Origin of the sequence: Planococcus sp. CP5-4_YE, from assembly GCF_019042655.1 — a bacterium.
Classification (GTDB): domain Bacteria; phylum Bacillota; class Bacilli; order Bacillales_A; family Planococcaceae; genus Planococcus.
This window is the reverse complement of sequence record NZ_JAHPZO010000001.1, coordinates 272658-286844: the sequence shown is the minus strand read 5'-3', so window position 1 is coordinate 286844 and position 14187 is coordinate 272658. Positions and strand designations below refer to the sequence as shown.

Here is a 14187-nt window from a genome sequence, read left to right as displayed (position 1 = left end):
CCGATGCTTCGGGGATTTTTTTTGGCAATCAAAAAGAATTCAAGCGAATTTACAGCGGTTTTGGCCCATCCTCCTCTATAATGAAAGGAATAGTATGATGCGTAAGTAGGAGGGCACGGAATGGAAGCAGAATGGGTTTTAGGGATAGCGGCAGGGGCAATCGCTGCAGCATCTGGGGTCAAGATGGCGAACAAAAGAACGAAAAGCAAGAAGCAGGAACTCGAAGAACAGACCATCATGGATGAATTCGTAGTGCCGTTCCTGCCAGGCGTGATGGGGTTTTATCATTTGGAAGTATTGGGAAGAGATCCGCTTTCAGCTATAGACAATGAAAAGCTGGTGAACGGCATTTTTCAGCAGTGTCTCACCGAAGAATATCGACGCTTTGACCGCCATGAAGCGCTGGGCCGCTTGCAGGATCTGGTAAAAGGCGCAAAAAGCAGCCAGCAAGGCCTGCTCAAGTTCTTGTTTTGGTACCTTGATTTTTCGAACGGCATATTAAAGGATGTATTGCCCCAATCGAACCCGTTGCTGCGCGAAGCCAGGCTGCTTGAGAAACAATTGGCGGTGTGGTGTATTTGCTACGAGGAATTACAGGCTGATGCGCCAGACAGTGTCTTTGAATTGATTCACCACAGTTCGTATTTTGCCGGGGTGTTGAAAGAAATTGAAGTCGGAGTCTTCCGTGAAATGATGGCGGATGATGAATTGCGCGATGAGCGCCGGGGAAATTTCGTCCGTATTATTTTTCAAGCATTTGAAAAAGAAGCCCAGGGAGAAGTGGAATTGAAAGCAGTCGAGCAATTCCATGAACATTACCAAAAACATTATACACATCGTAATAAAGGGCAAATCCGTTTTTAAATATATTTACGGATTGTACCTGGAGCTCTATGATAAGTGTAGACGCAGCTTCTTTGCGCTGACCTTTACTGGAGGAGGACTGTTATGAACGATGAATTCACTCAACGTTTGCTTGCCCTGCATTATGTGTACCCGAAGCCTTTGAACCGTTTATCCATGCTGATGAAAGGTGACCCGAACCTCGAATACTTACATCTTCGAAGCCCTGTCGACCTTGCAGAAACGATGCAAATCCCCTTGGAGAAAGCGAATGCCTTGAAGCGCTCCTACCTCCATTATGCAAATACCCCATTTCTGAAAATCTACAGCCAACAGCAAATCCGCCCTCTTGTTTATCGCGATCCCCTTTATCCATCCTCTTTGCACGATTTGATCGATCCGCCCGCTGTACTTTACTTGAAAGGCGACTCTGCTTTGCTGGATGCACCTGAAAAAATAGCGGTCATTGGTTCGCGAAAAGCCGGAAGCTATTCGCAATCGATTATTCAGCAATTGCTTCCCCCTTTATTGGCAGAAGGCTTCGTCATTGTTAGCGGATTGGCGAAAGGAGCGGATGCGATGGCGCATCGATGCGCTATTGATTCCGGCGGCAAAACCATTGCTGTTATTGGGAGCGGTTTTTTGCATCGCTATCCGAAAGTGAACGATGAGCTGTCCTTTATAATAGAAGAAACTCAATTGCTGATCAGTGAATACCCACCATATATGCCCCCTAGAAAATGGAATTTCCCGATGCGCAACCGCATCATCAGTGGGTTGTCAAAAGGGGTCATCGTCACACAGGCAGAAGTAAAAAGCGGGACGTGGAGCACCATTGAGCACGCATTGGACCATGGAAAGGATATATTCGCTGTCCCTGGGGATATCTTTTCCCCGCTTTCTGCCGGTCCGCATAAATTAATTGCGGAAGGCGCAAAACCTGTCTGGAATGGGGCTCAAGTGCTGGAAGAATACCGCCAATTGAGAAGCTGAAAAGTGGCGGTTCGACGAAAAGCCTTGCAATCAGCCAAAAACTGTTATACATTTTGCATCAGGTGATTCTTTACACAATTTGAAGAGACCTCTATGAGGAGGAGTATGAATGGCGGATTATTTGGTGATTGTCGAATCGCCCGCAAAGGCGAAGACAATTGAACGGTATTTGGGAAAAAAATATAAAGTAAAAGCCTCTCTTGGCCATTTGCGTGATTTGCCGCGCAGCCAGATGGGGGTAGATGTTGAAAATAATTACGAGCCCCGCTATATTACGATTCGCGGAAAAGGCCCGATTTTACAGGATCTCAAAAAAGAAGCAAAAAAAGCAAAAAAAGTCTTTCTCGCGGCTGACCCCGACAGAGAAGGCGAAGCGATCGCATGGCATTTGGCGAACGCACTCGGAGTGGATGTCGATTCGGATTGCCGCGTCGTGTTCAACGAAATTACGAAAGATGCAGTAAAAGATGCATTCAAGCAGCCGCGTAAACTGGATATGGATTTGGTCGATGCCCAACAGGCGCGACGTATTCTAGACCGTCTTGTCGGCTACAGCATCAGCCCAATCCTATGGAAAAAAGTGAAAAAAGGCTTGTCTGCTGGACGCGTTCAATCGGTTGCGCTAGGCCTCATCATCGACCGCGAGAATGAAATAAAAAATTTCGAACCTGAAGAGTATTGGTCAATTACCGGTGAGTTCGAAAAAGCGAAAAAAACTTTCGAGGCACAGTTTTACGGAACTCCCGAGAAGAAACTGAAGCTCTCGAATGAAGAAGAGGTCAAAGCCGTACTAGCTACGATGAAAGGCAAGGATTTCGTAGTGAAGAGCGTTGTCAAAAAAGAACGCAAACGCAATCCTTCCCCATCTTTCACCACATCTTCTCTCCAACAGGAAGCAGCGCGCAAGTTGAACTTCCGTGCCAAGAAAACGATGATGCTCGCCCAGCAGCTCTATGAAGGGATCTCGGTAGGAAAAGAAGGCGTAACGGGTTTGATCACTTATATGCGTACGGATTCCACACGCATCTCCGAATCAGCCAAGCAAGATACCATTGGTTTTATCCTCGATAAATACGGGGAGGAATACGTGACGCAGAAGCCTGCAGCCAAGCAATCGCAAAAATCGCAGGATGCCCACGAAGCTGTCCGTCCGACTAGTGTCCACCGTACGCCCGAATCGCTGAAGAGCATTTTGTCCCGCGATCTTTACCGTTTGTACAAACTGATCTGGGATCGGTTTGTAGCCAGTCAAATGTCACCCGCTGTTCTTGACACGGTGATGGCAGAGCTGCAAAACGGCGAAGCGATTTTCCGTGCCAATGGTTCCCAAGTGAAGTTTCCGGGATTCATGAAGCTTTACATTGAAGGGTCTGACGACAAAAAAGAAGAAAAAGACAATATCCTTCCAGAAATGAAGGAAGGTGACAAAGTTAAAGCGACCGACATCACACCAAACCAACACTTTACCCAGCCGCCTCCACGCTACACGGAAGCACGCTTGGTGCGTACTTTGGAAGAGCTCGGCATAGGCCGCCCGTCGACTTATGCGCCGACTTTGGACACGATTCAAAAACGCGGCTATGTCGCATTGGACGCGAAGCGTTTCATCCCGACCGAACTTGGGGAAATCGTCCATCAATTGGTGCGTGATTTCTTCCCAGATATTTTGAACATCGAGTTTACCGCGAAGATGGAAAACGATTTGGACAGCATCGAAGAAAGTGAAGTCGACTGGCGCGCGATCATCGATGTGTTCTACAAAGAGTTCGCCAAAGACCTCGAAGTGGCGGAGAACGAAATGGAGAAAGTCCAGATCAAAGATGAGCCTGCTGGAGAAGATTGCGAGGAATGCGGTTCGCCGATGGTGTTCAAACTTGGGCGCTACGGCAAGTTTATGGCCTGCAGCAACTTTCCGGAATGCCGCAACACGAAAGCGATCGTCAAGCATATCGGCGTCAAATGCCCGACTTGCAAAGAAGGCGAGATCGTCGAACGGAAAAGCAAGAAGCGCCGCGTATTCTACGGCTGCGAACGCTATCCGGAGTGTGAATTCGTGTCATGGGACAAGCCGATCGAGCGTCCTTGTCCGAAATGCAGCAGCTTGATGGTCGAAAAGAAAGTGAAAAAAGGGGTGCAGATCAATTGCACAGCTTGCGACTATAAAGAAGAAGTTCAATAACTAAATAGAGGTGTTTTATCATGACGAAAATTGTAAGTGTAATTGGTGCCGGGCTTGCAGGAAGCGAAGCGGCATGGCAAATCGCCAAACGCGGCGTCAACGTCAGACTTTATGAAATGCGTCCAGTCAAACAGACGCCTGCGCACCATACGGACAAATTTGCGGAACTAGTGTGCAGCAACTCGCTGCGCGCCAATTCGTTGACCAACGCGGTCGGCGTCATCAAAGAAGAAATGCGCAAACTGGATTCAGTCATCATCGATGCAGCCGACAAAGCGTCGGTGCCTGCTGGCGGTGCCCTTGCAGTTGATCGTCACGAGTTCGCAGGGATGGTCACGGAAAATGTCCGCAATCACCCGCTCGTCGAAGTAATCAATGAAGAAGTGACAGAAATTCCGGAAGGCATCACCATCATCGCAACTGGCCCATTGACTTCACCCGCGCTAGCTGAGAAAGTCCGCAAGTTGACTGGTGAGGAATACCTTTATTTCTATGACGCGGCTGCGCCAATCGTCGAGAAAGACAGTATCGACATGGACAAGGTCTATTTGAAATCGCGCTATGATAAAGGTGAAGCTGCTTATCTGAATTGCCCGATGACAGAAGAAGAATTCCGCAGCTTCCATACGGCTTTGGTCGAAGCGGAAGTCGTACCGCTCAAGGAATTCGAGAAGGAAATCTATTTCGAAGGCTGCATGCCTGTTGAAGTGATGGCCGCTAGAGGAGATAAAACCTTGACGTTCGGGCCGATGAAACCTGTTGGGCTCGAAGACCCGAAAACCGGTGAACGTCCTTATGCGGTCGTGCAATTGCGCCAGGACGATGCAGCCGGATCGCTTTATAATATTGTTGGATTCCAAACCCATTTGAAATGGGGCGCACAAAAAGAAATCCTGCGCATGATCCCGGGGCTTGAGAATGTGGAAATCGTGCGCTATGGCGTCATGCACCGTAATACCTTTATCAATTCACCGAACGTGCTGAAGCCGACCTATCAATTGAAAGCCGCCCCGAATATCTTCTTCGCCGGCCAAATGACAGGTGTCGAAGGCTATGTGGAATCTGCAGGAAGCGGCTTGCTCGCCGGCATCAATGCAGCGAAGCTTGCGCTTGGCGCAGAGCTGGTCGTATTGCCGGCAGAAACGGCACTTGGCAGCATGGCACGTTACATCACCGAAGCGGATTCGAAAAACTTCCAGCCGATGAACATCAATTTCGGCTTATTCCCAGACCTTGGCGAACGCATCAGATCAAAACAGGAGCGCGCTGAGCGCCACGCCAACCGTGCACTCGAATCAATTCAAAATTATATGAATTCAGTGACGGTTTAATTGAAAAAAGCCTCTAAGTATTGGTATACTTTAGAGGCTTTTTTAATTGCCTGAAAGGCGGCGTGTCAGATGACGAAAGAACAAATGCTCGAATCGTTCATGAGCTATATCCAGTTGGAAAAGAATTATTCCGCCCACACTGTCCACCAGTACCTACAGGATCTGGAGGGTTTTTTTCTGTTCCTGGAACAAGAAGGCGTGAGTGATCTGCACGAAGTCGAATACCTTCATGCCAGAAATTATGTAACGAAACTATATGAAGCCGAATTATCCCGAACATCAATCTCGCGGAAAATCTCCGCCATCCGGTCGTTTTTCCGCTACGGCAACCGCGAATTCGGTCTCAGTGAAGCAGCATTCCGGTCGCTGTTCCATCCGAAGAAAGAAGAGCGGCTGCCGCAGTTTTTCTATGAGGAAGAACTTCAGCAGCTGTTCGCTTCACTCACGGGTGAGGATGCACTGTCGCTCAGAAACCGTGCTTTGTTGGAGTTGCTTTATGCAACCGGCATGCGCGTCAGTGAATGTGTCTCGATCAAGATGAAAGATTTGGACCGCCACATGCACATCGTCAAAGTGCTAGGCAAGGGTCGGAAAGAGCGCTATATCCCCTATGGCCAATTTGCACATGATGCGTTGGAACTTTATATTGATCAATCACGTCCAAAGTTGATGAAGTCGAAACAACACGACATGTTATTCGTCAATAGCCGCGGAGATGGGGTGACGGATCGTGGCATCCGCCATATCTTGAATGAATGCATGAAAAAGGCATCGCTTAATTCTTCAATCTATCCCCATATGATCCGCCATACATTCGCTACCCACCTATTGAACAACGGTGCGGATATGCGTACGGTCCAGGAACTACTGGGCCATGCACATCTCAGTTCTACGCAAGTCTATACGCATGTGACGAAAGACCATTTGCGCAATACGTATTTAAAAGCCCATCCAAGGGCATAAGGAGGAGAAGCTTAACATGCAGGAATTTCATGCAACCACAATCTTTGCAGTAAAGCATAAAGGCAAATCGGCTATGGCTGGTGACGGGCAAGTGACATTCGGCAATGCCGTCGTCATGAAACACACTGCGAAAAAAGTGCGCAGGCTCTACAATAATGAAGTGCTGACTGGATTTGCCGGTTCCGTAGCGGATGCTTTTACACTATTTGAAATGTTTGAAGGCAAGCTCACCGAATTCAACGGCAACCTCCAGCGTGCTGCTGTTGAGCTTGCGAAGCAATGGCGCGGCGATAAAATGCTGCGGCAGCTCGAAGCGATGCTCATCGTCATGAACAAAGACGAACTTTTACTGGTATCAGGAACCGGTGAAGTTATCGAGCCTGACGATGGGATTCTGGCAATCGGCTCTGGCGGCAATTATGCACTCGCCGCCGGCCGGGCATTGAAAAAATATGCGGGCGATCAATTGACGGCGGGAGAAATTGCCCAGTCCGCGCTTGAAACGGCTGCAGATATTTGCGTCTACACTAACCATCAAATCATCATGGAGGAGTTGTCAGAATGAAAACACAAACCGATTTAACTCCCCGGCAAATCACCGATCACTTGGACCGCTTCATTGTCGGGCAGAAAGATGCCAAACGCTCGATCGCCATTGCGCTGCGCAACCGCTACCGCCGCAGCCGCCTCGATGAAGAAATGCAAGATGAAGTTATCCCGAAAAATATTTTAATGATTGGCCCGACCGGCGTAGGGAAAACGGAAATCGCACGGCGCATTGCAAAATTGACTGGCGCGCCATTCATCAAAGTCGAAGCGACAAAATTCACGGAAGTTGGGTATGTCGGCCGCGATGTAGAGTCGATGGTTCGTGATTTGGTGGAAGCGTCCGTACGCATCGTTAAAGAAGAAAAATATGAAGCCGTGAAAGAGCGTGCAGAAGCCTCTGCCAACGACCGGCTTGTGAAATTGCTGGCGCCGTCGATGAAGAAAAAGCAGACTGCGCAAAATCCTCTTGAAATGTTCTTCGGCCAAAAACAGGAGCAGGAAGAGGAAGACCCAGAAGCTGAAGTGGAAGTGCGCGTTAAGCGCCGCGAAATTGCAGGTGACTTGAAAGCCGGCAAGCTTGAAGACGAATGGGTGACCGTGGAAGTGACCGAAAATACCGCTTCCATGTTTGATGCTTTCCAAGGTTCAGGAATGGAGCAAATGGGCGAAAACATGCAAGATGCTTTGTCTTCTTTGATGCCGAAGAAAAAGAAAAAGCGACGTATGCAAGTGAAAGATGCTCGCCGCGTGTTGACGGCAGAAGAATCGGAAAAGCTGGTTGATAGCGAAGAAATTTCGATGGAGGCGATCCGCCGCGCTGAACAGCACGGCATCATCTTTATCGATGAAATGGACAAGATTGCAAGCAAAAACTCCAGTTCCTCTGCAGATGTATCCAGGGAAGGCGTCCAGCGCGATATCCTGCCGATTGTCGAAGGCTCGACTGTGTCGACGAAATACGGCGCGGTGAAAACAGATTATGTGCTATTTGTTGCAGCCGGGGCATTCCATATGTCAAAACCGTCTGACTTGATCCCAGAATTGCAGGGACGATTCCCAATTCGTGTCGAATTGACCAAGCTAGAAGTCGAAGATTTCGTGAAAATTTTGACGGAACCGAAACATTCCTTGCTCAATCAGTATAAAGCCCTTCTCGAAACAGAGGGAGTTATGGTACACTTTACTGATGCGTCAATCGTCAGACTTGCGGAAATTGCTTATGAAGTAAATCAACAGACGGATAATATCGGCGCTCGCCGACTTCATACAATATTGGAACGCTTATTGGAAGACTTATCATTTGAGGCATCTGAGATTTCACCTGCCCAAATCGATATCACCCCCCAATATGTTAACGAAAAGCTTGAAAATGTGGCGAAAAACAAAGATTTGTCACAATTTATCTTGTAGAACGAGGCATATTGGTTTCATTAAAGTGTAAAAACCTTTAGAATATTGAATAAACGGTGCGAAATACGTACGAATCATGTAGGAGGTTCATTATTATGAATTTATTGGGAAAAACAAGACGCATTAACTCTATGCTGCAAGCAGCAGCCGGCAAGCCGGTAAACTTTAAGGACATGGCTGAAACATTGAGCGAAGTCATCGAAGCAAATGTCTTCGTTGTCAGCCGCAAAGGGAAGGTACTTGGCTATGCTGTCAACCAACAGATCGAAAACGAGCGCATGAAGAACATGCTCGAAGAACGCCAATTCCCGGTCGAATACACACAAAACCTTTCAAACGTTACAGAAACATCCGCTAACATGGATGTGAACAGTGAGCATACAATCTTTCCTGTTGAAGAGCGCGAACTATTCAAAAACGGCTTGACGACAATCGTCCCGATCATCGGAGGGGGCGAACGTCTTGGTACTTTGCTGCTCGGCCGCGTCAACGACCAGTTCGGCGACGACGATTTGATCCTTGGCGAATACGGCGCGACAGTTGTTGGCATGGAAATCCTCCGTGAAAAAGGCGACCGTATCGAAGAAGAAGCCCGCAGCAAAGCTGTTGTCCAAATGGCAATCAGCTCGCTTTCGTACAGCGAACTTGAAGCGATCGAGCATATCTTCGAAGAACTAGATGGCAACGAAGGCTTGCTTGTTGCTTCTAAAATCGCTGACCGTGTCGGCATTACGCGTTCGGTTATCGTCAACGCACTTCGTAAACTCGAAAGTGCTGGCGTCATTGAATCACGTTCACTCGGCATGAAAGGAACGTATATCAAAGTATTGAATACGAAATTCCTTGCAGAGCTTGAACAATTGAAAATGAATTAATTTCACACGCCGCCTCGGACTATCCAATAGTTCCGGGGCGGCTTTTGCGTTGCAGGCATTCGATGCATTCATCGACCAGTGACCCAATTTATAGGATTTGTAAAAATCAGTTGCAGGCACCAGCAAGAGCGTGGTATAATTTCAAATGGTGTTAAATACACACGCATTCCGATCTGTTCCGCTGGTGCCTGAATGGGTAACGGTTCAGAAGCGAAGAATGCGGAGGTAAACAAAAACCTATTAGGAGGAAATACATCATGGCAGTAATCTCAATGAAACAATTGCTTGAAGCTGGTGTTCACTTTGGCCACCAAACCCGCCGCTGGAACCCGAAAATGAAAAAATACATCTTCGTGGAACGTAACGGCATCTACATCATCGACCTTCAGAAAACGGTCCGTAAACTTGAGGAAGCTTATAACTTCATGAAACAAGTGGGCGAAGAAGGCGGTAAAGTTTTGTTCGTAGGAACAAAAAAACAAGCACAGGACGCTATCAAAGAAGAAGCAGAACGTTCTGGCAACTACTACATCAACCAACGCTGGTTGGGTGGTACTTTGACAAACTTTGGCACGATCCAAAAACGTGTTAACCGCATGAAACAGATCGAGCGCATGGAAGAAGACGGCACTTTCGATGTCCTTCCAAAAAAAGAAGTAGTCCAATTGAAAAAACAACACGAACGCTTGGAGAAATTCCTAGGCGGTATCCGTGACATGAACGGTCTTCCGGATGTAATGTTCGTTGTAGACCCTCGTAAAGAACGCATTGCAGTAGCAGAAGCTATGAAATTGAACATTCCAATCGTTGGTATCGTTGATACAAACTGCGATCCGGACGAAATCGATTACGTAATCCCTGCAAACGACGATGCAATCCGTGCGGTCAAACTATTGACTGGCAAAATGGCAGACGCTCTTCTTGAGTCTAAGCCAGAAGAAGACGAAGAAGTATCAGCAGAATCTGCTGAGTAATTCGCAATGTTTACAGGTGATAAGCGGCCAACCCCACTTATCACCTTTTTTTGAGAAAACCCAGACAAATTGAAGGAGGAACTTAATCATGGCAGTTACAGCTCAAATGGTTAAAGAATTGCGTGAAAAAACAGGCGCAGGTATGATGGATTGCAAAAAAGCATTGGTACAAACTGACGGTGACATTGATGCAGCACTAGACTTCCTTCGCGAAAAAGGTTTGTCAAGCGCTTCTAAAAAAGCAGACCGCATCGCAGCTGAAGGAATCACTTCAATCCTTGAAGAAGGAAACGAAGCCGTTATCTACGAAGTTAACGCTGAAACTGATTTCGTTGCGAAAAACGAAGGTTTCCAAACTTTGGTTAAAGAAATCGGCGAGCATTTGCTTGCAACTAAACCAGCAACAATCGATGAAGCGAACGCTTCGACAATGTCTAACGGCTTGTCAGTAGCGGACCACATCTCAAATGCTATCGCTAAGATCGGCGAGAAAATCACTTTGCGCCGCTTTGAAATCCGCACGAAATCAGACAACGATGCTTTTGGTCCTTATTTGCACATGGGCGGACGTATCGGCGTTCTAGTGGTATTGGAAGGTTCTTCTGATTCACAAGCTGCACGCGATATCGCTATGCACATCGCTGCTCTTAACCCGAAATACATCTCACGCGACGAAGTATCCGCTGACGAAGTAGAGCGCGAGCGCACTGTATTGACTGAGCAAGCATTGAACGAAGGAAAGCCAGAAAAAATCGTTGAAAAAATGGTTGAAGGCCGTCTTGGGAAATATTTCGAAGACATCTGCTTGCTTGACCAAGCATTCGTTAAAAACTCTGACCAGAAAGTCCGCGACTTCGCAGCATCTGTTGGCGGTTCTGTAAAAGAGTTTATCCGTTACGAAGTAGGCGAAGGCATTGAAAAACGCGAAGACAACTTCGCTGACGAAGTTATGAGCCAAGTCAACAAAAAATAATTCAACTTTTATATGAGTCATTCGGGGAGCACAATGTTGTGTTCCCTGTTTTTCAATAAACGTGTAACGGAGGGTACCGATGAGTGTTCCAAAATACAAACGCATTGTACTGAAATTAAGTGGAGAAGCGATGGCAGGCGGACAAGGTTTCGGTCTTTCCCCTGAAATCATCAAATCTGTCGCAGCGCAAGTGAAGGAAATCGTAGACCTTGGCGTTGAAGTAGCGGTAGTGGTTGGCGGCGGCAATATCTGGCGCGGCAAAGTCGGTTCGGAAATGGGCATGGATCGTGCAACTGCAGATTATATGGGCATGCTGGCAACTGTCATGAACTCACTGGCCTTACAAGATTCACTCGAGAAGCAAGACGTGGAAACACGCGTATTGTCTTCGATTGAAATGCGCCAAGTCGCTGAGCCGTATATCCGTAGAAGAGCGATTCGCCACCTTGAGAAAAAACGTGTGGTTATTTTCTCAGCAGGCACCGGAAACCCTTACTTCTCGACGGACACGACGGCTGCCTTGAGAGCTGCAGAAATCGAAGCCGATGTCATCTTGATGGCGAAAAACAATGTCGACGGTGTTTATTCCGCTGATCCAAAAACTGACATTGAAGCAGTCAAATATGATGAACTCTCGTATTTTGATGTCATTCAGCAAGGGCTTCAAGTGATGGACTCGACAGCTTCCACATTATGTATGGACAATGATATTCCACTCGTAGTATTCTCTATAATGGAAAAAGGAAACATAAAACGTGCTGTTCTTGGTGAAAAGATCGGGACAGTAGTGAGGAGAACATTATAATGCCGAAAACAATCATGAATGATACAAAAACAAAAATGAGCAATGCCATTCAAACTTTTTCACGTGATTTGGCTTCTATCCGAGCGGGGCGTGCTACCCCGTCGTTGCTCGACAAGATTACAGTCGAATATTACGGGGCGCCAACACCGATCAACCAAGTAGCAGGCGTTTCGGTTCCGGAAGCGCGTTTGATCATGATCCAGCCTTACGATAAGACCGTATTGCCTGAAATCGAAAAGGCAATCATGAAATCAGATCTAGGACTCAGCCCTTCAAACGATGGCAACGTCATCCGTCTTGCAGTGCCAGCTCTTACAGAAGAGCGCCGTAAAGATTTGGTCAAGCAGGTGAAGAAAGAAGCGGAAGAGGCAAAAGTCGTCATCCGCAATATTCGCCGCGACGCCAATGATGATTTGAAGAAGCTTGAGAAAAAGAGCGAAATCACAGCGGATGATTTGCGTGGTTACTCAGATGATGTGCAAGATATGACAAACACGCATATCGCGAAGATCGATGACATGGCTAAAGACAAAGAAACTGAGATCATGGCAGTTTAAGCGAACTTCATCTGTTCCAAAGCGTCCTGTTTAACAGGACGCTTTTTTCATGCCAAAATTTCGGAAGTGCTTTGAAAGTTCACGCACAACGCGCATTTTTTTGATATGATAAGCAATAGACATTCCGATTGGTTACAAGTGGAGGATTAATTATGTTCAATAAACTATTAAAGAGAAATATAGAGCCGGTCGTGGTTGAGTATGGGGAACGTGCCATGGCTGTAGCCGGCGCTGGGGTTCCGTCCCATGTGGCGATCATCATGGACGGTAATGGGCGATGGGCGAAAAAACGTTCCATGCCGAGAATCGCCGGGCATCACGAAGGCATGAAGACAGTCCGAAAAATCACCAAGCTCGCGAGCCATCTTGGTGTAGATGTATTGACTTTATATGCCTTTTCGACAGAAAACTGGAAGCGCCCGAAAATGGAAGTCGATTTTCTGATGCGTTTGCCTGAAGAGTTTCTGTCCAGTTTTTTACCGGAGCTGATCGAAGAGAATGTTCGTGTGGAAATGATGGGCTATGTGGACGATTTACCTGCCCATACAATCCAAGCGATCCAAAAAGCGAAAGAAGCAACTAAGCATAATGATGGTTTGGTGTTGAATTTTGCATTAAATTACGGCAGCCGCGCGGAAATCGTCGACGCTGTGAAAAACTTGGCTGCTCTAGTTCAGGCAGGCGAATTGGAACCATCCGAAATTTCTGAAGAAATGATCACAAGCCGTCTCATGACAAACGGTTTGCCAGAGCCTGATTTATTGATCCGAACGAGCGGGGAGGTTCGTTTGAGCAACTTCATGCTATGGCAATTGGCTTATACCGAATTTTGGTTTACTGATACCTTATGGCCTGATTTTGGTGAAGATTGCTTGCTCGAGGCATTCGAGATTTATCAAAAACGAAATCGGCGTTATGGTGGCTTGAAGGGGGAAGAAGCAAATTGAAGCAACGCATTATTACAGGAGCTATAGCAGCTGCCCTATTTATTCCATTTGTCATCATCGGCGGTATTCCGTTTATTCTTTTGGTATACGTCCTTGCAACAATCGGGTTTCAGGAATTGCTTAAAATGAAAGGCCGGAGCCTTATGAGTGTGCCCGGCCTTATTTCTCTGGTTGCTTTGTATGCTTTCATGCTGCCAGGCGATTGGTCGCAGCAAGTATATGAATGGACCGGCTATTTGAAAGTGGAATTTGTCTTCATGGCAGTCATCTTGCTGCTCATACATACGGTTGTTGTCAAAAACAGCTTTACCTTTGACGATGCCGCGTTCGCTATCCTTGGCACGCTTTATGTGGGCTTAGGGTTCTATTACTTAATCGAAACACGGGAATCGGGGCTTGCGGTATTGATTTTTGCACTGCTTGTTGTTTGGTTCACTGATTCCGGCGCTTATTTTACAGGGCGCAAAATCGGAAAGCGCAAACTGTGGCCGGAAATTTCACCGAATAAAACAATTGAAGGGTTTGTCGGCGGCATTATTTGGGCTGTTGGCATCGCCTTGATCTTCGCCTATTTTGCGGGCATGGAACAGCCTACCGTCTTGGTCATCATTGTCGCAATTGTTGCTTCGATTTTCGGCCAATTGGGCGATTTGGTAGAATCGGCTCTGAAGCGCCATTTCAATGTTAAAGATTCAGGAAAGATGCTGCCTGGGCATGGGGGCATCCTGGACCGCTTCGACAGCATCCTTTTCGTCATGCCGTTATTGCACTTCCTGCATTTTATTTAA

General features: G+C 47.1%; 14 protein-coding genes. All 14 read left to right on the top strand.

Annotated elements, in window-relative coordinates; translation table 11 throughout:
- Positions 1 to 120: 120 nt before the first annotated feature.
- The 14 genes from KTG14_RS01440 to KTG14_RS01375 all read left to right on the top strand — a co-directional run bounded on the left by KTG14_RS01440 (position 121) and on the right by KTG14_RS01375 (position 14187).
- Entirely contained in the window at positions 121 to 864 is a 744-nt protein-coding gene (locus tag KTG14_RS01440) for a hypothetical protein (protein WP_216968712.1), read from the top strand.
- A gap of 84 nt (positions 865 to 948) precedes the next feature.
- Positions 949 to 1836, top strand: coding sequence for a DNA-processing protein DprA (gene dprA / locus KTG14_RS01435; protein ID WP_216968710.1), 888 nt, complete (start codon positions 949 to 951; stop codon positions 1834 to 1836).
- A 109-nt stretch (positions 1837 to 1945) separates the two neighbouring features.
- A complete protein-coding gene (gene topA / locus KTG14_RS01430) occupies positions 1946 to 4015 on the top strand; it encodes a type I DNA topoisomerase (protein WP_216968708.1) in 2070 nt (689 codons plus the stop codon).
- A 20-nt stretch (positions 4016 to 4035) separates the two neighbouring features.
- A complete protein-coding gene (gene trmFO, locus KTG14_RS01425; protein WP_216968706.1) occupies positions 4036 to 5346 on the top strand; it encodes an FADH(2)-oxidizing methylenetetrahydrofolate--tRNA-(uracil(54)-C(5))-methyltransferase TrmFO in 1311 nt (436 codons plus the stop codon).
- Between the two features lie 69 nt (positions 5347 to 5415).
- Positions 5416 to 6309, top strand: coding sequence for a tyrosine recombinase XerC (gene xerC / locus KTG14_RS01420; protein ID WP_216968704.1), 894 nt, complete (start codon positions 5416 to 5418; stop codon positions 6307 to 6309).
- Between the two features lie 16 nt (positions 6310 to 6325).
- Positions 6326 to 6874, top strand: coding sequence for an ATP-dependent protease subunit HslV (hslV, locus tag KTG14_RS01415; RefSeq protein WP_058380455.1), 549 nt, complete (start codon positions 6326 to 6328; stop codon positions 6872 to 6874).
- Positions 6871 to 8268 (top strand): ATP-dependent protease ATPase subunit HslU, encoded by a 1398-nt coding sequence (gene hslU / locus KTG14_RS01410; protein WP_216968702.1) that lies wholly within the window; start codon positions 6871 to 6873, stop codon positions 8266 to 8268. Before hslV ends, hslU begins: the two co-directional genes overlap by 4 nt.
- A 95-nt stretch (positions 8269 to 8363) precedes the next feature.
- Entirely contained in the window at positions 8364 to 9143 is a 780-nt protein-coding gene (codY, locus tag KTG14_RS01405) for a GTP-sensing pleiotropic transcriptional regulator CodY (RefSeq protein WP_121297659.1), read from the top strand.
- Positions 9144 to 9400: 257 nt separating this feature from the next.
- The gene (rpsB, locus tag KTG14_RS01400) at positions 9401 to 10117 is read left to right on the top strand and encodes a 30S ribosomal protein S2 (RefSeq protein ID WP_068462849.1); all 717 of its coding nucleotides are present in this window, start codon (positions 9401 to 9403) and stop codon (positions 10115 to 10117) included.
- Positions 10118 to 10205: 88 nt separating this feature from the next.
- Positions 10206 to 11090 (top strand): translation elongation factor Ts, encoded by an 885-nt coding sequence (gene tsf / locus KTG14_RS01395; RefSeq protein ID WP_216968700.1) that lies wholly within the window; start codon positions 10206 to 10208, stop codon positions 11088 to 11090.
- A gap of 79 nt (positions 11091 to 11169) precedes the next feature.
- A complete protein-coding gene (gene pyrH, locus KTG14_RS01390) occupies positions 11170 to 11895 on the top strand; it encodes a UMP kinase (protein WP_058380460.1) in 726 nt (241 codons plus the stop codon).
- The gene (gene frr / locus KTG14_RS01385; RefSeq protein WP_216968698.1) at positions 11895 to 12452 is read left to right on the top strand and encodes a ribosome recycling factor; all 558 of its coding nucleotides are present in this window, start codon (positions 11895 to 11897) and stop codon (positions 12450 to 12452) included. Before pyrH ends, frr begins: the two co-directional genes overlap by 1 nt.
- A 152-nt stretch (positions 12453 to 12604) precedes the next feature.
- Positions 12605 to 13399: an undecaprenyl pyrophosphate synthase gene (locus tag KTG14_RS01380; RefSeq protein WP_216968696.1), complete on the top strand. Its 795-nt coding sequence runs from the start codon at positions 12605 to 12607 to the stop codon at positions 13397 to 13399.
- Positions 13396 to 14187 carry a phosphatidate cytidylyltransferase gene (locus KTG14_RS01375; protein ID WP_216968695.1) on the top strand — a complete coding sequence of 264 codons (792 nt, stop codon included), beginning with the start codon at positions 13396 to 13398 and terminating at the stop codon, positions 14185 to 14187. Before KTG14_RS01380 ends, KTG14_RS01375 begins: the two co-directional genes overlap by 4 nt.